At 70.1% G+C, this 21043-nt stretch carries 25 protein-coding genes and 3 pseudogenes; 12 read left to right on the top strand and 16 right to left on the bottom strand.

Annotation, left to right across the window (positions count from 1 at the left end):
- The 6 genes from OHS82_RS09325 to OHS82_RS09300 all read right to left on the bottom strand — a co-directional run bounded on the left by OHS82_RS09325 (position 1) and on the right by OHS82_RS09300 (position 5967).
- A complete protein-coding gene (locus OHS82_RS09325) occupies positions 1–732 on the bottom strand; it encodes a GntR family transcriptional regulator (RefSeq protein WP_057582149.1) in 732 nt (243 codons plus the stop codon).
- 136 nt (positions 733–868) lie between these two features.
- Positions 869–1870 (bottom strand): proline racemase family protein, encoded by a 1002-nt coding sequence (locus OHS82_RS09320; RefSeq protein WP_057582148.1) that lies wholly within the window; start codon positions 1868–1870, stop codon positions 869–871.
- A 177-nt stretch (positions 1871–2047) separates the two neighbouring features.
- Positions 2048–3001 (bottom strand): dihydrodipicolinate synthase family protein, encoded by a 954-nt coding sequence (locus tag OHS82_RS09315; RefSeq protein WP_079041496.1) that lies wholly within the window; start codon positions 2999–3001, stop codon positions 2048–2050.
- 47 nt (positions 3002–3048) lie between these two features.
- Positions 3049–4455 carry an FAD/NAD(P)-dependent oxidoreductase gene (locus tag OHS82_RS09310; protein ID WP_057582147.1) on the bottom strand — a complete coding sequence of 469 codons (1407 nt, stop codon included), beginning with the start codon at positions 4453–4455 and terminating at the stop codon, positions 3049–3051.
- Entirely contained in the window at positions 4448–4747 is a 300-nt protein-coding gene (locus OHS82_RS09305; protein ID WP_057582146.1) for a (2Fe-2S)-binding protein, read from the bottom strand. The genes OHS82_RS09310 and OHS82_RS09305 overlap by 8 nt, the downstream gene beginning before the upstream one ends.
- On the bottom strand, positions 4744–5967 hold the full coding sequence (locus OHS82_RS09300; RefSeq protein ID WP_057582145.1) for an NAD(P)/FAD-dependent oxidoreductase: 1224 nt from the start codon (positions 5965–5967) through the stop codon (positions 4744–4746). The genes OHS82_RS09305 and OHS82_RS09300 overlap by 4 nt, the downstream gene beginning before the upstream one ends.
- Positions 5968–6115: 148 nt before the next feature.
- Between OHS82_RS09300 and OHS82_RS43480 the strand changes: the two genes are divergently transcribed.
- From OHS82_RS43480 to OHS82_RS09280, 5 genes are all read left to right on the top strand, one after another.
- The gene (locus OHS82_RS43480; protein WP_370444182.1) at positions 6116–6928 is read left to right on the top strand and encodes a TniQ family protein; all 813 of its coding nucleotides are present in this window, start codon (positions 6116–6118) and stop codon (positions 6926–6928) included.
- Between the two features lie 284 nt (positions 6929–7212).
- Positions 7213–7932 carry a TnsA-like heteromeric transposase endonuclease subunit gene (locus OHS82_RS09295; protein WP_242433327.1) on the top strand — a complete coding sequence of 240 codons (720 nt, stop codon included), beginning with the start codon at positions 7213–7215 and terminating at the stop codon, positions 7930–7932.
- A gap of 74 nt (positions 7933–8006) precedes the next feature.
- Positions 8007–8240 carry a hypothetical protein gene (locus tag OHS82_RS09290; RefSeq protein ID WP_057582144.1) on the top strand — a complete coding sequence of 78 codons (234 nt, stop codon included), beginning with the start codon at positions 8007–8009 and terminating at the stop codon, positions 8238–8240.
- A gap of 37 nt (positions 8241–8277) precedes the next feature.
- Positions 8278–8427: a hypothetical protein gene (locus tag OHS82_RS09285; RefSeq protein WP_157876426.1), complete on the top strand. Its 150-nt coding sequence runs from the start codon at positions 8278–8280 to the stop codon at positions 8425–8427.
- Entirely contained in the window at positions 8421–9038 is a 618-nt protein-coding gene (locus OHS82_RS09280) for a hypothetical protein (protein WP_057582143.1), read from the top strand. The genes OHS82_RS09285 and OHS82_RS09280 overlap by 7 nt, the downstream gene beginning before the upstream one ends.
- Before the next feature lie 644 nt (positions 9039–9682).
- On the opposite strand, the pseudogene OHS82_RS09275 reads toward OHS82_RS09280, so the two are convergent.
- Positions 9683–10225: pseudogene (locus tag OHS82_RS09275) on the bottom strand (hypothetical protein); the annotation flags it as partial.
- 616 nt (positions 10226–10841) lie between these two features.
- A complete protein-coding gene (locus OHS82_RS09270; RefSeq protein WP_057582141.1) occupies positions 10842–11837 on the bottom strand; it encodes an SMP-30/gluconolactonase/LRE family protein in 996 nt (331 codons plus the stop codon).
- Between the two features lie 112 nt (positions 11838–11949).
- Here OHS82_RS09270 and OHS82_RS09265 point away from each other — a divergent pair, with 112 nt between their 5' ends.
- From OHS82_RS09265 to OHS82_RS09245, 5 genes and pseudogenes are all read left to right on the top strand, one after another.
- Positions 11950–12603 carry a TetR/AcrR family transcriptional regulator gene (locus OHS82_RS09265; RefSeq protein ID WP_057582140.1) on the top strand — a complete coding sequence of 218 codons (654 nt, stop codon included), beginning with the start codon at positions 11950–11952 and terminating at the stop codon, positions 12601–12603.
- A gap of 167 nt (positions 12604–12770) precedes the next feature.
- Complete coding sequence (locus OHS82_RS09260; RefSeq protein ID WP_328433672.1) at positions 12771–12914, top strand: hypothetical protein; 144 nt, start codon at positions 12771–12773, stop codon at positions 12912–12914.
- 158 nt (positions 12915–13072) lie between these two features.
- Positions 13073–13204 (top strand): annotated as a pseudogene (locus tag OHS82_RS09255) (ATP-binding cassette domain-containing protein); the annotation flags it as partial.
- Positions 13205–13244: 40 nt separating this feature from the next.
- Complete coding sequence (locus tag OHS82_RS09250) at positions 13245–13508, top strand: hypothetical protein (RefSeq protein ID WP_057582139.1); 264 nt, start codon at positions 13245–13247, stop codon at positions 13506–13508.
- A 160-nt stretch (positions 13509–13668) separates the two neighbouring features.
- A pseudogene (locus tag OHS82_RS09245) lies at positions 13669–13941 on the top strand (hypothetical protein); the annotation flags it as partial.
- A 120-nt stretch (positions 13942–14061) separates the two neighbouring features.
- Here OHS82_RS09245 and OHS82_RS09240 read toward each other — a convergent pair.
- The 6 genes from OHS82_RS09240 to OHS82_RS09215 all read right to left on the bottom strand — a co-directional run bounded on the left by OHS82_RS09240 (position 14062) and on the right by OHS82_RS09215 (position 17850).
- Positions 14062–14472 (bottom strand): (4Fe-4S)-binding protein, encoded by a 411-nt coding sequence (locus OHS82_RS09240; RefSeq protein ID WP_057582137.1) that lies wholly within the window; start codon positions 14470–14472, stop codon positions 14062–14064.
- 36 nt (positions 14473–14508) lie between these two features.
- On the bottom strand, positions 14509–14820 hold the full coding sequence (locus OHS82_RS09235) for a GNAT family N-acetyltransferase (RefSeq protein ID WP_057582136.1): 312 nt from the start codon (positions 14818–14820) through the stop codon (positions 14509–14511).
- A 113-nt stretch (positions 14821–14933) separates the two neighbouring features.
- Positions 14934–15401, bottom strand: a complete 468-nt coding sequence (locus OHS82_RS09230; RefSeq protein ID WP_057582135.1) for a MarR family winged helix-turn-helix transcriptional regulator — start codon at positions 15399–15401, stop codon at positions 14934–14936.
- The gene (locus tag OHS82_RS09225; RefSeq protein WP_057582134.1) at positions 15398–16144 is read right to left on the bottom strand and encodes an NADPH-dependent F420 reductase; all 747 of its coding nucleotides are present in this window, start codon (positions 16142–16144) and stop codon (positions 15398–15400) included. The genes OHS82_RS09230 and OHS82_RS09225 overlap by 4 nt, the downstream gene beginning before the upstream one ends.
- A 20-nt stretch (positions 16145–16164) precedes the next feature.
- Positions 16165–17196, bottom strand: a complete 1032-nt coding sequence (locus tag OHS82_RS09220; protein ID WP_057582133.1) for an LLM class flavin-dependent oxidoreductase — start codon at positions 17194–17196, stop codon at positions 16165–16167.
- 96 nt (positions 17197–17292) lie between these two features.
- A complete protein-coding gene (locus tag OHS82_RS09215) occupies positions 17293–17850 on the bottom strand; it encodes a carboxymuconolactone decarboxylase family protein (RefSeq protein ID WP_079041492.1) in 558 nt (185 codons plus the stop codon).
- A 146-nt stretch (positions 17851–17996) separates the two neighbouring features.
- Between OHS82_RS09215 and OHS82_RS09210 the strand changes: the two genes are divergently transcribed.
- Complete coding sequence (locus OHS82_RS09210) at positions 17997–18986, top strand: pirin family protein (RefSeq protein ID WP_057582132.1); 990 nt, start codon at positions 17997–17999, stop codon at positions 18984–18986.
- 157 nt (positions 18987–19143) lie between these two features.
- Positions 19144–19743, top strand: coding sequence for a YceI family protein (locus OHS82_RS09205; protein WP_057582131.1), 600 nt, complete (start codon positions 19144–19146; stop codon positions 19741–19743).
- A 20-nt stretch (positions 19744–19763) separates the two neighbouring features.
- Here the strand turns inward: OHS82_RS09205 and OHS82_RS09200 are convergent, their stop codons facing one another.
- Positions 19764–20654 (bottom strand): hypothetical protein, encoded by an 891-nt coding sequence (locus tag OHS82_RS09200; RefSeq protein WP_328433671.1) that lies wholly within the window; start codon positions 20652–20654, stop codon positions 19764–19766.
- Between the two features lie 105 nt (positions 20655–20759).
- A complete protein-coding gene (locus tag OHS82_RS09195; protein WP_157876425.1) occupies positions 20760–20972 on the bottom strand; it encodes a hypothetical protein in 213 nt (70 codons plus the stop codon).
- Between the last annotated feature and the right edge of the window lie 71 nt (positions 20973–21043).

Here is a 21043-nt window from a genome sequence, read left to right as displayed (position 1 = left end):
CTACGCGCGAGCGGTGGCCCACAGACCCCGGACATGCCCCAGGTGCCGGGTCATGACCTCGCGCACGGCCCGCTCGTCGCGGGCCGACAGGGCGTCCAGGAGCTCCAGGTGTTCCTCGGCGGAAGCCAGCAGACGCCCCGACGCGGACAGGGCGGTCAGCCCGTACAACCGGGCGCGACCGCGCAACTCGCGGACCACCTCGACGAGATGGGCGTTGCCGGCGAGGGCCAGCAGGCCCAGGTGGAAGCGGGTGTCGGCCTCGACATAGGCGATGAGGTCGCCCGCGACCGCGGCGGCGACGATCTCGCGGGCCGCCGGACGCAACGCCTCCAGGGACACCGGGTCGGCAGTGGTCGCCAGTGCGGCCACCGTGGGGATCTCGATGAGCGCGCGGACGTGCGTGTACTCGTCGAGCTGCCGGTCGGAGACGTCGGTGACCCGGAATCCCTTGTTCGGGACGGCGTCGACCAGGCCCTCCTTCGCGAGGTCGAGCATCGCCTCGCGCACCGGGGTCGCCGAGACGCCGAAGCGGGCGGCGAGGGCCGGCGCCGAGTACACCTCGCCGGGCAGCAGCTCACCCGCGATCAGTGCGGCCCGCAGGGCGTCGGCGACCCGCTCGCGGTAACTGCTCCGGCGGCCGCCGAGCACCGGCAGGGCGGGCGCGGGCACCGGCGCCGATGCGGGCGCCGGTGAGGCGGGTGTCCGGCTGCTGGTGCGCGGGGCGGCGGCCATGGGGTCTCCTCGGAACGCTGTGCCATGTCACGTGCCACCAGTATCTACGGAGCCGGCCGCCCGTCACCGTCCCCGTCCCCGTCCCCGTCACACCCTTTCCGTCACCGAGGCGGGCGAGGGCGCGCCCTGCACGGGGTCAGAGGACGAAACCGGCAGGGAAGGGGTCCGTGGGGTCCAGCAGGTACTGGGCGGTGCCGGTGATCCAGGCGCGGCCGGTGAAGCTGGGCAGCACCGCCGGACGGCCGGCGACCTCCGTCCGCCCGAGGAGCCGGCCCGTGAAGCGGGTGCCGATGAAGGACTCGTTGACGAACTCGGTGTGCAGCGGCAGCTCCCCTCGCGCGTGCAGTTGGGCCATGCGCGCGCTGGTCCCGGTGCCGCACGGCGAGCGGTCGAACCAGCCGGGGTGGATGGCCATCGCGTGCCGGGAGTGCCGCGCGGTGGCGCCGGGCGCGTACAGGTGCACGTGGTGGCAGCCGCGGATGGACGGGTCCTCCGGATGGACCGGCTCCTCCTCGGAGTTGATCGCCTCCATCAGCGCCAGCCCGGCGTGCAGGATGTCGTCCTTGCGGGCGCGGTCGAAGGGCAGCCCGAACTCCTCCAGCGGCAGGATCGCGTAGAAGTTGCCGCCGTACGCCAGGTCGTAGGTCACCGTGCGGCCGTCGGGCAGTACCGCCTTGCGGTCCAGCGCGACCGCGAAGGAGGGGACGTTCCGCAGTGTGACGGACGTGGCCGCCCCGTCCTCGACCGCGACTTCGGCGACGACGATCCCGGCGGGGGTGTCCAGCCGGATCGTGGTGACCGGTTCGACGACCTCGACCATGCCCGTCTCGACGAGGACGGTCGCCACCCCGATCGTGCCGTGGCCGCACATCGGGAGATAGCCGGAGACCTCGATGTAGAGGACGCCCCAGTCGCAGTCCGGCCGGGTGGGCGGCTGGAGGATCGCGCCGCTCATCGCGGAGTGCCCGCGCGGCTCGTTCATCAGCAACTGCTTGACGTCGTCCCGGTGTTCGCGGAACCACAGCCGCCGCTCGTTCATCGTCGCGCCGGGGACGACGCCGATGCCGCCCGTGATCACCCGGGTCGGCATGCCCTCGGTGTGCGAGTCGACGGCGTGCAGGACGAGCTTGCTGCGCATGAAGTCCCTTTCCGTGCCGTGCGGGCGACCGCCGGGCGGTGGTCGTACGCCGCGGGGAGATGCGACCGGCGGCCGGCCGCCGTGCTCTTCTTCCGTGGTCCTTCCGTGGTCCTCTGCGGTGGCCGTCCGCCGTGGCCCGTGCGACGCGCGCGCCGCGGGCCGGGCGGGCGGGGCGCGTCACGCGAGGCCGGCGGCGACGGCCTTCTCGGTGGCCGCGCGGACGGCCGCCTCCTGGTCCGGCAGCAGCGGGACCCGGGGCGGACGGCAGCGGCCGCCCTGCCGGCCCACCACGTCCATCGAGAGCTTGATGGCCTGGACGAACTCGACGCGTGAGTCCCAGCGCAGCAGCGGATGCAGCCGGCGGTAGAGGGGGAGCGCGGTGGTGAGGTCACCGGCCACGGCCGCCCGGTACAGCTCCGCCGAGGCCCTCGGCAGCGCGTTGGGGTAGCCGGCCACCCAGCCTTTGGCGCCGGCCACGGCAAGCTCCAGCAGTACGTCGTCCGCGCCCGCCAACAGATCGAGTTCGGGGGCGTGTTCGGCGATGCGGTAGGCGCGGCGCACATCGCCGGAGAACTCCTTGACGGCGTGGATGTGACCCTCGCCGTGCAGTCGCGCCAGCAGTTCCGGCACGAGGTCGACCTTGGTGTCGATCGGGTTGTTGTACGCCACGACCGGAAGGCCCGTCCGGGCCACCTCCGCGTAGTGCGCGACGACGGCACGCTCGTCGGCGCGATAGGCGTTGGGCGGCAGCAGCATCACCGCCGAGCAGCCCGCTCCGGCCGCCTGCTCGGCCCAGCGGCGGGCCTCGGCCGAGCCGTACGCGGCGACCCCGGGCATGACGCGCGCCCCGCCCACGGCGGCGACCGCCGTCTCCACCACCCTGGCGCGCTCCTCGGGAGTGAGCACCTGGTACTCGCCCAGCGAGCCGTTGGGCACGACGCCGTCACAGCCGTTCGCCACCAGCCAGGCGCAGTGCTCGGCGTACCGGTCGTGGTCGACGCGCAGGTCGTCGTCGAACGGCAGCGCGGTGGCGACGAGGACACCGTGCCAGGGTCGTCGCCGGGAGGCGCTGGGAGCCGGGGCGGCGGCAGGGGGACGGGCGGGTGCGGGCGGGGTGGCGGGGGTGGTCATGCACGGGTCCCTTCACGAGAGGTGACTCGGGGGTGAGGTGTGACATGTCACGGGGCTGCCGGGGGTTCGGCCGGATCGGCCAGGACGCCGAGCGGCACCGGGCGGGCCAGCAGCCGTCGTGCCGGAATGAGCGCGCAGCCCGCCACGCCGGCCACCCCGGGTTCGCACATCCGGCCCTGACACCAGCCCATGCCGGCTCTGGTCAGCAGTTTCACGGTGCGCAGGTCACCGGCGCCGAGTGCGCCGACGGCATCGCGGACGGCGCCGGCGGGCACCTCCTCGCAGCGGCACACGACCGTCTCGTCGGTCACCTGCTCGGCCCACCGGACGGGCTGCGCGGCGTACGCGGCGTCCAGTGCGGTGAAGAACGTCCGCAGCCGGTCCCGGGCCCGGGCGGCCGGAGCCCAGCCGTCCGGGTCGGGGACCCGTCCCGTCAGTCGCGCCGCCGCCGAGCGTCCGGCGATGTGACCCTCCGCCAGCGACAGCGTCGCGCCGCCCACGCCCGTGGTCTCGCCCGCGGCCCAGACACCGGGCACGTCGGTGCGCTGCTCGGCGTCGACCCACACGCCCGGTCCGTCGAGGCGGCAGCCGAGCCCGTCCGCGAGATCCGTGTGCGGCAGCAGACCGTGACCGACGGCGAGGGTGTCGCAGGAGAGCTGTCGCCGGCTGCCGGGCGCGGGACGGCCGGCGCCGTCCAGCGCGGCCACGGTGACCGACTCCAGCCGGTCGACGCCATGGGCCTCCAGCACGACCTGACGGGCCATCACCGGCACGCGCCGGAGCGCCAGTCGGGCCGCGAGCTCCGCTCCCTCGGCGAGCTTCGCGGGGGCCGCGGCCCAGGCGCGGGCGCTGCGTGCGAGGCTCTTGGGGCCGGCCGACTCCACCAGGGCGACGACCCGGGCGCCGGCCGCCGCGAGACCGGTCGCCACGGGAAGCAGCAGCGGGCCGGTGCCGGCGACGACGGCCGTACCGCCGGACAGCGCCAGCCCTCCCTTGAGCAGGGCCTGCGCGCCGCCCGCGGTGACCACTCCGGGCAGGGTCCAGCCGGGGAACGGCAGGACCTTCTCGTACGCGCCGGTCGCCAGCAGTACCGCGTCGGCCCGCACGGCGACGGACTCCGTCTGTTGCGGGCCGAGCAGCGAGTGCACGACGAGACGGTCCGAATCACGCTCCACACACCAGACATGATGGTCGGTCAGGTGTGTCACGCGACCTGCGCCGAGGTGGGCGTCCAGTCCCGCGCGCAGGCGCTCCCAGGTGCGCCACCGGTGGTGCAGCGCCTCGGGGCGCCGGGCGCCGAGGCCGCGCGCGGGCTGCCGGTAGAACTGCCCGCCCGCCTCGGCTGCGGAGTCGACCAGCATCACGCGCACGCCTCGCGCCGCGGCCGCCAGAGCGGCGGCGAGCCCGGCCGGGCCGGCGCCGATCACCGCGAGGACGGGGCGCCGCTCACTCATCGTGGCCCGACCCGGACTGCGAGCGGACGACGGCCCCCGGCGCGGCCGGCACCAGACAGGCCCGCAGACCGGGTCGGCCGTCGACGGTGACCAGACAGTCGAAGCAGACTCCGATCCCGCAGAACACCCCGCGCGGCCGGCCCGCACCGCGGGTCGTGCGCCAGGCCGTGACACCGCCCGACCACAGCGCGGCGGCCAGCGTCTGCCCGGGCAGCGCCTCGATCTCCCGGTCGTCGAAGGTGACGGTGAACGGGACGCCGGGACGGGCCCGGACCAACCGCAGGGGATTCACGGAGAGGCCTCCTCGCTGAAGGGTTCCGCCCGGCCGGACCGGGCGGCCGGGCGGCCGGGGTCCGGGGAGCGGGGCGGGCGGTCGAAGCGGTCGGGTCGGAACGGCGTCAGATCCAGTTCCGGGCTCGCGCCGGTGAGCGTCTGCGCGAGGAGCCGGCCCGTGCCGGTGGCGAGACCGATGCCCGCGCCCTCGTGTCCGCAGGCGTGGAACAGACCCGGCACCCGCGGGTCGGGGCCGACCGCGGGCAGGTGGTCGGGCAGGTACGGGCGGAAGCCGACGTAGGTGCGCATCGCCCGGACGTGTGCCAGGAACGGGAAGAGGCGGGTGGCCCCCGCCGCCAGGGCGCGCACGACCGGCAGCGAGAAGGACCTGTCGAACCCGACCCGTTCCCGGCTCGCGCCGATCAGCACCGGACCGGCGGCGGTGCCCTCGACGACCGGGGAGGTCTGCAGGGCCGCCGAGTCGCTCGCCACGTCGGCCACGTAGTCGGCGGCGTACACCTTGTGCCGTACGCGTGGCGGCAGCGGCTCGGTGACGAGGACGAAGCCACGGCGGGGCAGCACGGGAACCGCGACGCCGGCCAGGGCGGCGACCTCCGCCGCTCCGACGCCCGCCGCGTTGACCACGGCGGGCGCGAGGATGTCGCCGCGGTCGGTCCGCACGCCCCGCACCGCACCGTCGGGGCCGCGCAGGATCCGGGTCACCGTACGGCCGGTCTCCAGCCGTGCGCCCGAGGCGCACATCAGGTGGGCGGCGGCGAGGGTGGGCATGACCTGGGCGTCCTGCGGGTACAGCACTCCGCCGGCGAGACCGGCCGCCAAGTGGGGTTCCAGGTCCCGAAGTTGCCCCGCGTCGACAGGGACGGCGCGCACCCCGGCGGCGCGCTGCCCGGCCGCGAGAGCCGTCAGCGCGGTGAGGGATTCCGCGGTCGACGCCACCACGAGGCCGCCCTTGGGCTCGTACTCCACGGCCGCGGCGAGCTCCCCCTCGGCCAGTTCCCGCCACAACCGGAGCGACAGCAGGGCCAGTTGGAGTTCCGGCCCGGGCTTCTTGTCGGAGACGAGGAGATTGCCCTCGCCGGCGCCGGTGGTGCCGCCGCCCACCGGGCCACGGTCCACCACGATCACGTCGAGACCGGCGCGTGCCGCGTACAGCGCACAGGCGGCGCCCACCATGCCCGCGCCGACGACCACCACGTCACCGCTCGGTCGCTTGGTCACGACAGTAATATGTCACATGGCGCTGTGCCGAGGAAGAGCGCGTGCAGGCGCGCGCCGATGAGTGGGGCACCTCAAAATGAGAGTGCAAATGAGAGTGGATGCCCCAAAATGATAGTGATGCAGGTCACTCTCAGGAGGTGGGCATATCTTGCCACGGCGATTAGCGCTGGTCACAGCTCCGCGAGCGGATGAGACGTTCGCGTCGTGGGTGGATCGGATGGCTCGCGTGAACCGATGTCCGCCGGCTGAGGTCGCCAACCTGATGGGGCTGCACCTTCGGGGGGTTTATGCGAGTACCCGGCCCCCTGTGTTCGGAGTGCAGTGTGATGAGGCGGTCCGGCAGGCCGTGTACGCAGCGACGGGTGTCCCAGGCAGCGCAGTGGACAGGATGCACCTGTCGGTTTTCGAGGATGGGCCGCTGAGTGTGGCGGCGGTGCTGTCCGCCAGCAAGGCGCGTGGGCCGTCGGCGGCCCGGGAGTGGGTGGAGGTGTACGGCAGCCGGGCCTGTCCGTGCTGTCTGCTGGCGTCGGGCGGGGTGTGGCGGCTGTGGTGGAAGCTGTCGTGTGCGGCGGTGTGCCCCGAGCATCAGGTGAAGCTGCTGGATCGGTGTCCGGCGTGCGGTTGGGCGCTGCGGTGGGGTGGAGCCCGGCCTCGGGTCCGTGCCACGGTGGGACAGGCCTCCAACGTGCTGCGCGAATTCCGTTCACGGGAGACCGTGTCCACAGTGGCTGCCCGCAGTTCGCGTGAGCCGGGCGGACGAGCGGACGGTCGACGCACAGCGGCGATGGCTGGACACCGCGTACCGCCGGGCATATCCCACGCTGGGAGGCGTGAAGGTATCGGCAGGAGAGTGGTTCGCGGCGTTCCGCGCGTGTGTGATCTTCTTGCGGCTCGGGCTGCCCACGATCATGGGACGTTTGCCGGGCGTGCCTGGCTGGTGTGCCCGGGCTCTTCTGGATGAACGCGTCGAGCGAGATGTGCACCGGAACCAGTTCGGCTGGGGCCCTGCTTCGGCCGGAGCTGCGGCAGCGTTTCTTACGGTGGTGACCCCTCTTCTGGCCGCGCCCGACAGGCGGGAGTTGAGTCGGTTTTTGTCGCCGTTGGTGCGTACGGCGATTGAGGAAGGTTGCTTGACGGCCCGTCCGTTGGTGCGGCTTCCGGTGCCGGGGGTTTTCGCGAGGGCAGTGGCAGCGCAGGTGCCGGTGGACAGTTCGGCCAGGAGTCCGCGGAAAGGAAATACTCGCGGTGAGCTGTGATGCGAAGGTACCGGAGCCATCTGTTCGAGACATCGACATGGTGCGGGTACGGTACGTCGATTCTGAGGGACTCCAGCATCTGGTACGGCTGGATGAGGCTGCTGACGTGCCGTTCGAGAACGGCAGGATGGTGCGGGCCATCCCCAGCCACCGGGACCAAGGGCACATGCCGGGCCAGTACTGGGTCGCGAAGTGGGGTGACTTCGCCGACTATGAAAGCGTTCTGGAGCCGAAGTGGCTGACGCTGCTGGACTTCGACCCACAGGTGACCGTGTTCGTCATGCAGCCCTTGGAATTCGACGCGATCGACGCTCGCGGGGTTTGGCAGCACACACCGGACGTCTTCGTACGCCACCGCGACGGCAGGGTGCTGCTGCTGGACGTGAAGAACCCTGAACTGCGTGACGATCCTGAGGTGTTGCTGCAGGAGGAGCGCACCCGACATACCTGCGCGCGGCTGGGCTGGGACTACGCGATGGTTTCGGAGCCGAGCGGGCAGCTGTACCACCTCGCCACCGGTACCCTCGACCGTCGTACCGAAGGGTGCAACCCCGGATGCCCGTACGACACAACACTGCTCGCCCTGGGCGATGCCGCCCCCACCGTTACCGGACGACACCTCGCGGCGGAGCGCGCCCGGGCCGGACGCAACATCTTCCGCTCCGGTTTCGCCCGGCTGGCGCACCGATGGCGCGGCCCCCGCTCATGACACATGCGTTGCCTCGGTGAGCCAACGCATGAGCAGCGTCTACCGATTGCCGCCTGGCAGAGAAAGAGGTACCGATGGTTCGCAAGGAGACCCTTGCGCAGCTCCTCGACGAAGGACGCCGCAAGATCCAGGTGACCGACGAGGAGCTCGCCGAGGCCAAGCGCCGCCGCCAACTCCTGGCCGCGTCCGCACGCCGGGCCTTCCCCGGTTCCACCGCCTACTACAACGGGAGCGTCGCGCACGGCGACGCCCAACACCCCGCTGACCGACGTCGACCTCGGCGTCGTCCTCACCAAGAAGGACGCTGAGCCGTACGGCCCCGGCAAGAAGAGCGCCCTGGACCTCATGGAGAAGGTCCGCGAGGTGATCCACGAGGACCTCGACGACGAGTTCGACAAGCTCACCATCGAGGTCGAAGGCCGCCGCCGCGCCGTACTCGTACGGTTCGGCGACCGGTCACGCAGGGCCAGGCCGACTTCACCACGGACGTGCTGACCGCGCTCCCGCCCCCCTCGGGCCGCGGGCTGCACATCCCGAACTCAAGGATCGCTGACCAGTGGGACCGCGCCGACCCGATCACCCACACGCGGATGGTGCTCCAGGCCATCGAGGCCACCGAGGTCGTATTCGCCCGTACGGTCCGGCTGCTGAAGCACTGGAACGGCACGCACAGCAAGCCCATGTGCTCCTGGAACAACAAGGCTCTCTGCCTCGGCTGCCTCGACGAGCCCATGCCGCTCGTCAACGCACTTCGCGCCTTCTTCACCTACGCGGCGGACGAGATCGACAAGGGCCCGACGCCCGACCCGGCCGGCGTGGCCGGCCCGATCCCGCTCAACATGCCGCGCCGCGACGTGCACAAGCGGCTGTCCACCGCCAAGGAGTACATCGACCTCGCCATCGAGCATGAGAAGGCAGGGCGGCCGCTCAGTGCGCAGCACGCGCTGCACCAAGTGCTCCCGGAACTCGTGCTGGACGCGGACGGAACACAGGAGGAGGCCGCCCGCCTCGTGCGGACCATCCTCACGGGCGGTACGGCCGCCTCGGGCCTGGGGCTCGCCACCCGACTCAACACGCCGACCAGGCCCCGGGCCTGGGGAGACTGACGTCATGCCCCTCTGGTACGGGGTCCAGCCGTCATGGTGGGCCCCGCTCGAACTTCACGGCGGCATAGGCGACGGACGGCGGCTGGACCTGGGCCCAGACCGCCGCACTGATCGTCCCCTTCATCGCCCTCTTCGGCGCCTTCCTGACATACGCCCTCAACCAACGGGCCGTACGCAAGGAGCGCCGGGCCAAGACCTTCGCGGAGGCCCTGACGGCGGTCGAGGAGTACCTGGAGATGCCGTACCGCATACGGCGGCGGCCCAAGTCCTCCTCCGCCGTACGGCAGCAGCTCACCGACGAGGTTAGCGGTCTACTGGCTCGGATGGCCTTCCACCAGGCATGGCTTCAGATCGAGGCATCGGAAGTCGCGGGTCCCTACGCGACTCTCGTGGCCACGGCACGAGCGGAAGCAGGCGCCCAGATGAGTCTCGCCTGGCAGCAGCCACCGATCACCAGCGACGGCGGCATGAACCTCTGCGTGCCGTATCCCCGCGACCGGTCGAACGCTGCCCGGGCCACGTGCCTTGAGATGATGCGCCGGCACCTCTGAAGCCAGAAGGTGTTCATGGCCGGGCCCCAGCTTCTGCGCCAAGGCCGAGGTTTCTCTCGATTCGCTACCCGGGCGCACCTCGGACGGAAGGCCACGGGACGCGACGAGCTCATTAGTCAACTCCACCGTGGCCAAGTACCACCAGAAGATCCAGTCGAGGAAGGCCTCGTCGTAGTCGCCGCGTTGGTCGGCCCGCCGGTGACGCAGGTCGAAGCGATTGGCGATTTCGAAGAGAGTTCCCTCGTCCTTGCCCAGTTGGTCTTTGACCAGGGCACGGCGCTCCTCCAGGATGCGGCCAAAGTTGAAGATCGCCGACCTCTTGCTGTCAGACGATGCATCACGCCCTCGGAAAAGTGCGATTGCGTGGCGCACGCCGGCCGTGACGTCGCGCGGGCTGTCGTGGAGGGCCCGACGCACCAACTCGGAGCGGGCGTCGTCGGTGACGGCGACCAGATGTCCGAGGTCCTCGCCCTCTGCGGCCAACTCGTACTCGATGCCGGCTTCACGCAGCAGCCGGTTCACCCTCCAACGGTACAGAATGCGTGCAGAGCCGTTATGGAACTCCGAGTGGTGCCAGCCGCAGCCGCCATAGCTGTGAAAATGCCGCCGCCTGAGACGACTGACCAAGTCGTGGTACTGCGCGCCCTCCGCGCCTGACGAGGGAGTAGTACAGGGGACGCGGTCAAGTTCACTGCTGAGCGTTGCGGACCGCCTGTGTGAAGCGGTCGTCACCCAGCGTCTGGTCGGGACGAGTCCCTGGACGTTCTCATGCGGCTCTTTCCGATGCCGGCCCCGTACTGATCGACCCCACCGAGAAGTTCTGTCTCGGTGGGGTCGGTCGTACGGGGCCGGCGTGGGCGGCACCTACCTGACGGGGACTACAAGTGCCTGGCCCAATGCGCGGCCGCCCAAGAGGACTACCTCGCCGGATTTCCCAGAGCCTCGGCTTCCCTCCGGGGTGCCGCCCCGCTCATCGGCGCGACCGGCATCCACTCCGGCACGGCCCCGCCGTTGCGGACTCGGCCTCCGACCTCGGCCGGTTCCGAAGGACCTCACCGACCACCCCGGTTCCAGCGGTTCGACAAGATCCTCATCTCCCGCTGACACGTTCGGAGCCGGGAGCCTGTCGGGAGTCGAGCCCGTCGCCACCGACGAGGTGCTCGCCTGACTGACAGCCGATCCAGGTGCGAGAACCCGTGGGAGAGGTGTCCTCGGAGGCAGCTGCACCGCGCAACTGATGTCCCGGCCGTCGTCAGTGTCGGATCGGGTCCGGGATCACCGTGATCGCGTACTCGGTGTTCGCGGGGTCGGTGGAGAAGAAGTGGGCGTTGGTCAGATAGAGCTTGTCGCCGTGGCGGGCGAGGGTGGTGGGGGTGTCGAACCGGGGGTCGCTCACCTCGGCCTTGAGCCGGCCGGCCGTGCCGGACTTGTTGAGCCGCAGGACGGTGAGCTTGTTGGGCGTGTTGCGTACGACGTAGAGGGTGCGGCCCTCCAGGCGCATGCCGTCGCCCCAGGCCATGTCCACGTTGCCGAGGTCCACCGGCTTGGCGTGGCCGGTGGCCGGGTTCACCCGGAACAGCGTGTTGGAGTTGGTGTCGACGACCAGGAGCGCCTTGCCGTCGGGGGTGGGGGCGATGCCGTTGGCGTTCCATCCGTAGTTGCCCTCCCCCCCGTAGGGCATCCCGTGGAGGGGGATGGTCCTGACCTGGCTCTGCCGGGGCAGCTGACCGTGCTTGCCCAGAGGGATCTTGTACAGGTTGGGGGCGAAGGAGTCGGTGACGTAGATGGCCCCGTTGAGGACCGCGAAGTCGTTGACGGCGGTGTAGGAGCCCTTGGGGGCCAACTGGTAGCGGGCCAGCAGCTTGCCGCTGTGGGAGTCGATCACGCGGACGCTCCCGCCGTAGCCGTCGGCGACGAACAGACGGTCGTGGTGGTCCAGCAGGATGCCGATCGATCCGACCCCGGTGGCCGGGGAGAACACGTGCCGCTTTCCGGTCCTCAGGTCGAAGCGGTAGATGGTGCCGTCCACGAAGGACGTGACGTAGGCCGTCGAGCCCTTGATCACGATGCCTTCGGGGCGCACGCCCTTCGGCATCTGCAGGGTCGAGGGCCACTGCGCCGGGGCCGTGGTGCGCACCGCGTGGGCGCTCTGTGTCACAGGGGCCGAGGGCTCGGCGGCGTAGGCGATCGGGGCGGCCGTCAGCACCGCCGCGACCAGGCCGGCGGACAGGGCAGAGGACAGTTTCATGATCTCGGTTCCTTCGAAATCGAGTTACGCGACTACTTTCAATATAGTTCACTCTATCGGCTAGAGTGTCAACATGAGTAGGGCCGAGGAACGACAGGAAGAGGAGGCGACCATGTCCGGAACACCTGAGCGGCGCCGCTACCGCTCCACGCTGCGCGACGAACGCGCGGCCGATACCCGCACCCGGATCATCGACGCCGCCCGCACCCTGTTCAGGGAACGCGGCTTCGCCGGCACCACGGTCGCGGTCATCGCCAAGCAGGCCGGGGTCGCCGCTCCCACGGTCTACGCCGTGTTCTGCAACAAGGCCGAGATCATCAAGGAACTGGTCCGCCGGCTCGAAGTCGAGGCCGACGGCGAACAGTGGCGCGCCCGCATCGGCGCCGAACCCGATCCGCGACGGAAACTCGACCTGTACGCCGCCTGGCACCGCCTTCTCTTCAGCAGGGGCCGGGACGTCCTCGGCGCCGCCATCGACGCCGGCGGCGACCCCGCCGTCCGCGAACTCCGAGAAGAGGGCGACCGCAGCAACCAGACGTGGCTCGGCCCCGTCGTCGACGCCCTCATGGAGGCCGGCCTCATCGCCCCCGGCCTCACCCGGCAGGATGCCGTCGACCGCATGATGCTCCTGAGCAGCGTCGAGCTCTACTTCCGTGCCACGGGCGGACGCGGCTGGACCGACGACCAGTACCAGCAGTGGCTGACCGAATCACTGCGTCAACAGCTGCTGGCCCAGCCACGGGCGACGACACCAGATCGGCGGTGACGGCAGGCCGTGCTGGTCCGTATGCGGACGACAACGGTCCGTTCCCTGGGGCTGCCACCACTCAGGCACCGGTAAGTGGACCACCGCGACGGCTCCGCCAACCGTGCTGTGCGGGAATGGCGCGACGCCGGGGTTCCGGGCAGCGGCCTTCAACGACGACGCTGATCATGACCGGCGTCCGGCTCGGCCTGGGGAGGGCGGTCCCCGGCATGATGATCGTCGAACTCCTCATGGTCTCGGGCAGTTTCGGCGGTCTGATCCTCGAATACCGCAGCCGCTTCGAGGCTCCAGGCTCTACGCGACGATCGTGATCGTCCTCGTCGAGGCCCTGTTGCTGATCGCCGCCGACCGCTGGGCCGAGCGCAAGGCCGCCCCCTGGGCCGCCTTCCAGAACCCCTCCGAGGAGCAAGCGTGATCGTGAGGCGTCAGCAAGAAGTTCACGGGGCGTGAGGGCGGTACGGTCCACGCCCTGCCCGAAGGCGACCTGACCATCGACGACAACGAGTTCGTGACCGTGCTCGGCCCCAGCGGCTGCGGCAGGACGGCACTTCTTCGTGCCATCGCGGGCCTCACGGACTGGGACGAGGGAGAGATCCTCGTAGACGCCACCCCCCGTCCGCGCCTCCGGACCGGAACGGGCCATGGTCGTCCAGAACTTCGCCCTTCTGCCCTGGACCACGGTCCTGGACAACGTCGTCTTCAGCGTGTGGGTCTGGCTCGGGCTCTCGCTGTCGAGCCCCGGCTGCTGCCCTTGGACGAGCCCTTCGGCGCCCTTGACGAGCAGACGCGCCGCATTCTTCAGGAGGAGCTGCTCGGCATCCGGGATGCGTAAACAGATCACCGTCGTCTTCATCACCCACAGCATGGACGAGGCCGTACTGCTCGGTGATCGCGTGGTGCGATGAGCCCGCGCCCCGGACGGATCGCGGAGATCGTCCCGGTGGGGTTGCCCCGGCCCCGCTCCTCGGACGTCGGCGGCTTGGAGCGGTCGCCGGAATGCACCGCGATCACCCAGCGTCTCTGGGAGAGCTTGCGCACCACGCACCCCGACCACCGCACGCCCGCCGCGGCGCCGGGCACGATCGCTTCGCGGACGAGATCAGCGTCCGCTTCCGCGCCCTGTGCGAAGCGCACGGCTTCGCGGAGAACTTCGACGCACTGACCGGCACGGGCCTGCGCGACCGCGTCTACACCTGGACCGCCGCAAGCTACCTTTTCCTCGCGGAGGCACACACGCCGAGGCAGCCGCTGACCAGCCGGCTACCGCACCGACCCATCCCCTCACCGACGGCGCCGGGCTCATCGGCCGCCTTGAGCGGGCCGGCGCCGACGGCCTGAGCCGCAACGAGGCCAATCTCCTTACCAAGAACACCACCGGCCAGTACCTGCCGCTCGGGGAGTGGTTCAAGTACCGCTACTACGGTTCGGGAACGGGTGGGGCGGCGGCCTCCGCCGGTATCACTCGCCGCACGGGCCGGAGTGGTCGCAGTAGGGCTGCAATTGACTGCTCCCGCAGCCGCACAGCACGGCCCTGCTCTCGGGGTGCGTCCCCTCCTGCGTGTCCAGCAGCAGTTCGCCGCGCACGAGCAACTGCCCGGCAGGCGTACGGGTGATGCGAGTGGGTCGGTCCGGAGTCTCTCTCCCGCCATCTGCCAGTTCGTACTGCAGCGCGCCGGAAGGGCAGCGCCGCACCACCTCTGCCAGTCGGTCGGCCGGGGCGCCATCGGGCCGAATCCACGGACGTGCACTCGCGTCGAAGACCTCGGGGAGGCCTCCGAGGCATTCAGCGGCATGCAGACAGCGCCTCGCCTCGAAGGTCACGGTGATCTCCGGCGCCTGGTACGCCTTCTTCTGCGGCTTGTCGCTCATACCGGTCCTCCATACTTCGGTCTTCGGCCGGCCGGTTCAGTCGCTGACCTTGCTCCGGGCCTGGTACAGCAGATCGGCGTACTCGGGGTGGCGGTCGATCCAGGCTGCGTAGAAGGGACACGTGGCCAGCACGCGCAACCCTGCGGCGCGTGCCTCGTCAAGGGAGGTGCGAACCAGCGCCGAACCGACCCCCCGGCCCTCGAACTCCGGAGCCACCTCCGTGTGCAGGAAGGCGATCAGTTCTGATGTGCGGAGATACTGAGAGAAGCCCGCGACCTCCTCCGACCAACCCTCCACCCTGGCCTCATAGCGGCGAGCCTCGGGAACGTCGATCACCTTGGTGGTCACTAGTCCTCCTCGGGGAATGTTGATGCATCAATAAAATATCCATGCCAAGTTGACGTGTCAACCTATGGTAGGGCGGTCTGACTCGTCGTCCACCGCGGCCGGTATCGCGCCGCTCAGCCGCAGTCCTTCTCCAGCTGATCGAGGATGCGGTTGGAGATCTGGGCGAGCATGGCGAGCTCTGCCGGGGTGAGCGGGTCGATGAACAGGCGGCGGACCGCTTCGACATGACGGGGAGCCGCGGCCGCGAGGGCCTCACGGCCGGCGGGGGTGACGGCCACGAACGCCCCGCGTGCGTCGGAGGGACAGTCCTCCCGGACGATCAGGCCGCGCTTGGCCATCCGGTTGAGGTGGTGGGACATTCGGCTCTTCTCCCACTCCAGCGCCCTGGCGAGCTCCAGCACGCGCAGCCTGCCCTCGGGAACCTCGGTGAGCTCGACGAGCACCCCGTAGTCGGCGGAGGACAGGCCGGAATCGGCCTGCATCTCGCGGCCCAGCCGGCCGAGGAGTCTGTCCTGTAGCCGCACGAAGCTGCGCCAGGCGTGTTGCTCCGTGTCGGTGAGCCAGCGTGATGTCTCAGTCATAGGTGCGAGTCTAGTCGACTTGTTGACACATCATCTGATTCTCGGCTTGGGAGTTCTGCTGCCCGCGCACTGATGACGGTACGTCCGCGCGCTGATGCCGGGAAGCGGTCGAGCATCGCGCGCAGTTCCTCGGCGCTGACGTTGGCGCCGAAGGGCTCCGTGCCCGGTTCCAGTCGAACCCCTACGGCAAGTGGTCCGGCAATGACCGGGTCGAAGCCGAAGTCGTCGACGAGGCGCGTGACGATGGCGAGGTCGTCCTGATCGTCACCGGCGACGGCGATCGCCTTGCGTCCCGGCGCACCCGAGGGCCGGGCCCCGTCCTCGAGATCGTGGTAGCCCATGTGATTGAAGGCCTTGACCACGCGTGCTCCGGACAGGTGTTCCTGCACGATCTCGCTTGACGAGGTGTACGGGTCGGTGAGGTCCTCGCGGATGCCGTCGACCTCCCACCAGTAGTTCATCGCGTCGATGACGAGTGCGCCCCGTAGCGCTTCGGCCGGAACGGTGCGGTACTTGCCGAGCGGTAGGGCCAGGATGGTGACGTCCCCCTGCGCGGCGGCCTGCGTGGCGGTGACCGGGACCGCGCCAGGAGTGAGGACCTCCGTGGTGAGGGCGATCTTGTCGGGGCCGCCGGATCCGGCGATGAGAACGCGGTAGCCGGCTGCCAGGGCCAGTCGTGCCAGCACGGTGCCGACCTTTCCCGCGCCCAGGATGCCGACGGTGCCGACGGCTGTGGTGTCCATTGTCTTCTCCGTTCGCGGCGTCAGCCGGCGAGGATGTCGCGGACCATCGGGATCACCTTCGTGCCGTACAGCTCGACCGCGCGCAGTCGCGGGCCGACCGGCATCGATCCCGAGGTGTAGACGAGGTCGAACCGGCCGACGTCGAGTGCCTGGACGGCGGCGGCGATCTTGCGGGCGACCGTCTCGGGTGAGCCGATGTAGAGGGAGCCGTGTGCGATCTCGCGTTCGTACTCCTCCCGGCGGACCGGCGGCCAGCCGCGCGTTGCGCCGATGCGGTCGCGGATGACCCGGTAGCGGGGCCAGTGCAGTTCCCTGGCCTCCTCGTCCGTGTCGGCGATGAACCCCGGCGAGTGCATCCCGACCGGATGAGCGGTCGTGCCGAGCTCTGCGGTGGCGCGTCGGTAGAGGTCCACGTAGGGCGCGAAACGGTCCGGGGCGCCGCCGATGATCGCGATCATGAGCGGGAAACCGTAGCTCGCGGTGCGGATCACTGACTGCGGCGAACCACCGACGCCGACCCAGGTGGTCAGGCGTCCGGACTCGGTCTTCGGGAAGACGTCGGCGTTGTCGAGCGATGCCCGCGTGGTGCCGCTCCAGGTGACGGGCTTCTCCTCCAGCAGCTTCGCGAAGAGCTCGATCTTCTCCTCGAACAGCACGTCGTAGTCGCTCAGGTCGTATCCGAACAGCGGGAACGACTCGGTGAAGGAGCCGCGCCCGAGAATGACCTCGGCCCGGCCGTTGGAGAGGGCGTCCACGGTCGCGAACCGCTGGAAGACGCGGACCGGGTCGTCGGAACTCAGTACGGTCACACCGGATGCCAGACGGATACGGCTCGTACGGGTGGCGATGCCGGCGAGCACCGTCTCCGGAGTCGAGATCGCGAACTCCGGACGGTGGTGCTCACCGAGGGCGAGGACATCGACGCCGGTCTCATCCGCGAGAACGGCCTCCGCGACGACCTGGCGGATGGCCGTCGCGTCGGACACGAGGGCGCCGGAGTCGTCCTCCGGCACATCGCCAAAGGTGTCCAGGCCGAAGACGAGATCAGACATGGGTGGTTCCTTCGTGAGTAGTTGTCAACCAGTGGTGGTGGCATGGGGGGAGGGGGTCGAGGGGGGGGAAAAGCGCGAGCTCGGTACGGCTATTCGTCACACTTGCGTGGCGTCCGTGCGTGCGGTGTCCACCAGGGAGGCCGCTTCACCGGTCGCCCCGTTCGGAGAGGCCGCTCGCGTCGCGCGCACCGGATGCTTGCTCATGATCGAGAGCCTGTTGAAGGCGTTCATCGTGATCGCCCCCCAGATCACCGCGGAGATCTGGTCGTCCGTGAGTTCATCTCGAGCGGCCCCGTAGGCGGATTCCTGTGCGAGTGCGTCGGTCGGGTCGGTCGTCGCCTCGGCCAGTGCCAGGGCCGCACGCTCCAGAGGGGTGAACACTTCGGTGTCCCGCCAGGCGGCCAGTACTCCCAGCCGCTGTGCCGACTCGCCCGCGCGTACGGCCGCTTTGGTGTGGGTGTCGAGACAGAAGGCGCAGCCGTTCAGCTGTGACACGCGGAGGTTGACCAGCTCCATGACGGTGCGGTCCAGTCCGGCGTCGGCGGCGACCGCGTGGACCGCTTCCGAGGTCTGCTTCAGAGCGCGGAAGGCACGGGGGCTCTGCTTGTCGATGAAGATCCTCCGGGGCGCGGCTCCCGGTGTACGGCTGCTCACTGATGGCCTCCTTCAGGGGCTGCCCGCGGCTTCCCCTGCTATTCATGCGCGTGCTGTGGCGACTGGCGACTGTCCGACCGTCCATGGCATTGTAGTTGATGCGACAACTTAAATTGTTGAAAGACGGAAGACGGACGGTGGTATCGGTGAGCAACGTGGAAGCCGAGTCTCTGGCGGTGGCGTGCGGAGCACTGGTCGACGAGAGGCAGCCGACCTCGGTGCCCCGGGTCGATGTGCTCTCCGCGCGCGATGTGCCCCTGGGCGGTCCGCGCGCGATGCATGTACTACGGACGCTGCCGCAGCGCTCCCGGACGCTGATCGGGGCCTGGTGCTTCGCCGATCGCTACGGCCCGCACGACGTCCCGTCGATGGGCGGCATGGACGTTCCCACGCATCCGCACACAGGTCTGCAGACGGTGACCTGGCTGTTCGAGGGGGAGATCGAGCACCGTGACAGCCTTGGCACCCACGCCCTCATCCGGCCCGGTGAGCTGAACCTCATGACGGGCGGGTACGGCATCTGCCACTCGGAGGTCTCCACCTCGCGCACCACCGTCCTGCACGGCGTCCAGCTGTGGGTGGCCCTCCCCGAGGAGCACCGGAACACCGGACGGGACTTCCAGCACCACGCACCCGAACCGGTGAGCATCGACGGGGCCGAGATCAGGGTCTTCCTGGGTTCGCTCACCGAAGCCACCTCCCCGGTGCGTACGTTCACGCCCCTTCTCGGTGCCCAGATCACCCTGGAGCCGCGAGCGACGATCACCCTCGCCCTGGACACCGGCTTCGAGCACGGCCTTCTCGTGGACAGCGGTGACGTCCGTGTGGCCGACACGCTGCTCAGCCCGGCGGAGATGGGTTATGTCCACCCGGGCATCGAGACCCTGACGTTGACGAACGAGTCGGACAGTCCGGCGCGGACGATCCTGCTCGGCGGCACTCCGTTCGAGGAGGAGATCGTCATGTGGTGGAACTTCGTCGGACGCAGTCACGAGGACATCGTCCGGGCCCGAGAGGACTGGGAGGCCACGTCCGAGCGCTTCGGCAGCATCGAGGAATACCCGGGGGGCCGCCTTGCCGCACCCGCCCTGCCGAACGCCGTCATCAGGCCGCGCGGCAACCCCCCGCGTCGCTGACCACCGCTCGAAAGGCGCCCCTGGGGGCCCGGCCTTCTGTCGCTCCGATCGCCACCCGCAAGGTTGACGCGTCATCTTTCTGAGACTAGCCTTGTAGACGCATCAACCATTGTGCAGTTCGTTGAACGTTGAACGACATCACTCAAGGAGTCACACCATGGGCATCTTCGGCCGCAAGAACACGACCACCGAGACCGCCGCGGTGAACCCCGAGCTCGCCGCGCTGTCCGGTGACTACACGATCGACGCATCCCACACCACGATCGGCTTCACGGCCCGCCACGCCATGGTCACCAACGTCAAGGGCAGCTTCCTCGACTTCTCCGGCAGTCTGCACCTGGACGGCTCGGACCCGTCCAAGTCCACCGCCTCCATCGACGTCAAGATGGAGAGCATCGACACCGGCAACGCCGACCGTGACGGGCACCTGAAGAGCGCGGACTTCTTCAAGACGGACGAGTTCCCGACGATGACCTTCCGCTCCACCGAGGCGGTCGCCCTCGGCGGTGACGACTACCGCATCACCGGTGACCTCTCCATCCTCGGAACGACCAAGCCGCTCACCATCGACCTGGAATTCAACGGCGCGGCCCAGGACCCCTTCGGCAACGAGCGCGTCGGGTTCGAGGGCAAGGCGGAGATCCTGCGCTCCGAGTGGGGCCTCACGTGGAACGCGGCGCTGGAGACGGGCGGCGTCCTGGTGTCGGACAAGATCAAGCTGACCTTCGACATCTCGGCGATCCGGAACGCGGGCTGAGTGTCGGGCCCGGCAGGGTGTCAGGCCCGGCGGAGTGTGAGGACGGGGCGGACCGTGAAGTCCTCGTAGAGGCCGTCGCCGTCCTCCCCGTACACGAACTCGGCCGTATCGGGGTGTGTGTGGGCGGTGGCCAGCGGCAGCCAGGCCAGCAGGTGACCGTATCCGCCGCAGACCGACTCGCCGCCGTCACCACCGCGAACTTCACTGGTGTCGCTGGTGAGTTCGGTGCTGTAGGTGTCGTGGGCGATCCGGAGGCCGAAGGCATTGGGCTCGTTGTGGGGGCCGGTTAGGTCCCCGTACGGGATGCGGTCGAGGGGGCAGTCGTCGCCCCACCGGAACACGGTGCCGGCCCCGGCTCCACAGGCGTGCTCCCACTCGTCGGAGGTGGGCATGCGCAGACCGCGTTCCGCGAGGACGGCCGGCATGTCGGCGGGCGCCTCGGTCAGTTGCTCCCCCTCCACCGCCATGAGCACCGTGGGCAGGACGACGGTGCGGCGCGGGCTGAGCACTCGCACGAGATGCTCCCGCAGGTCGGTGCCGTATTCGAACCCCTGTTCCCGACTCACCGCGTAGTCGGCGGTCTGCTCGGCCGTCGGACGCCAGGTCCGCGCGTCGAAGCCGAGGGTCACCCGGCCGCCGGGTATCAGGGCGAACTCCTGCCCGTCCCGCTCGATCCGTACCCGGTGCGAGGGCCCTCCGAGATGCTCGACGGCCTCGACGCCGACCAGTCGGCCGCCCACCAGGTCGGCGGCCTCACGAGCGACGCGCCGCGCGGCGGCCGGCTCGAACGAACGCCACTGGTCGAGGGTGAGTGCGGCGAGAGGGCCGCCGTCGACGGAGCAGACCGACGAGTCCGGGGCGGCACCGCGAGAGGTGGAGGAGCCGGCAGCGTCGGGGGCGTCAGGAAACATGCGACGGAGTGTGGCACGGGGGTCCGACATCGGCTTCCGGCCGTCGGCAGCGCCCGCCCGGCATCGTGCGTCGAGCAGGTCGGGTCCTGTCCGGCCGCCCCGCCCTCAGCCCGCCGAACGCCGCCCGCGACCGGGCGGCCGATGTGCGCGACGCGCCATGGCGCCGCCCGCATTCTCCGTTCGGTAGCCGATCTGCCGGATACCCACCCGAGGTGTCGCGAGGAACAGGGCCGAGGGCAGGCTCTGCCCGACCACGGTCGTGGCTCCGTGCCGTCGCAGTCCCTCGGCGAGGGCGTCGGCCACCGCGCGCTCTGCCATCTGGACTCTCCCTCATCGCCGGGCGGTTTCCGGCCTCGGTGAAATCGTTGGTTCAGCGCCCGTGCGGCGTC

The organism is Streptomyces sp. NBC_00425, assembly GCF_036030735.1.
In the GTDB taxonomy this organism is placed as follows: Bacteria; Actinomycetota; Actinomycetes; order Streptomycetales; family Streptomycetaceae; genus Streptomyces.
The sequence above is the reverse complement of the archived record's forward strand: the minus strand, read 5'-3'. Positions and strand labels throughout refer to the sequence as shown.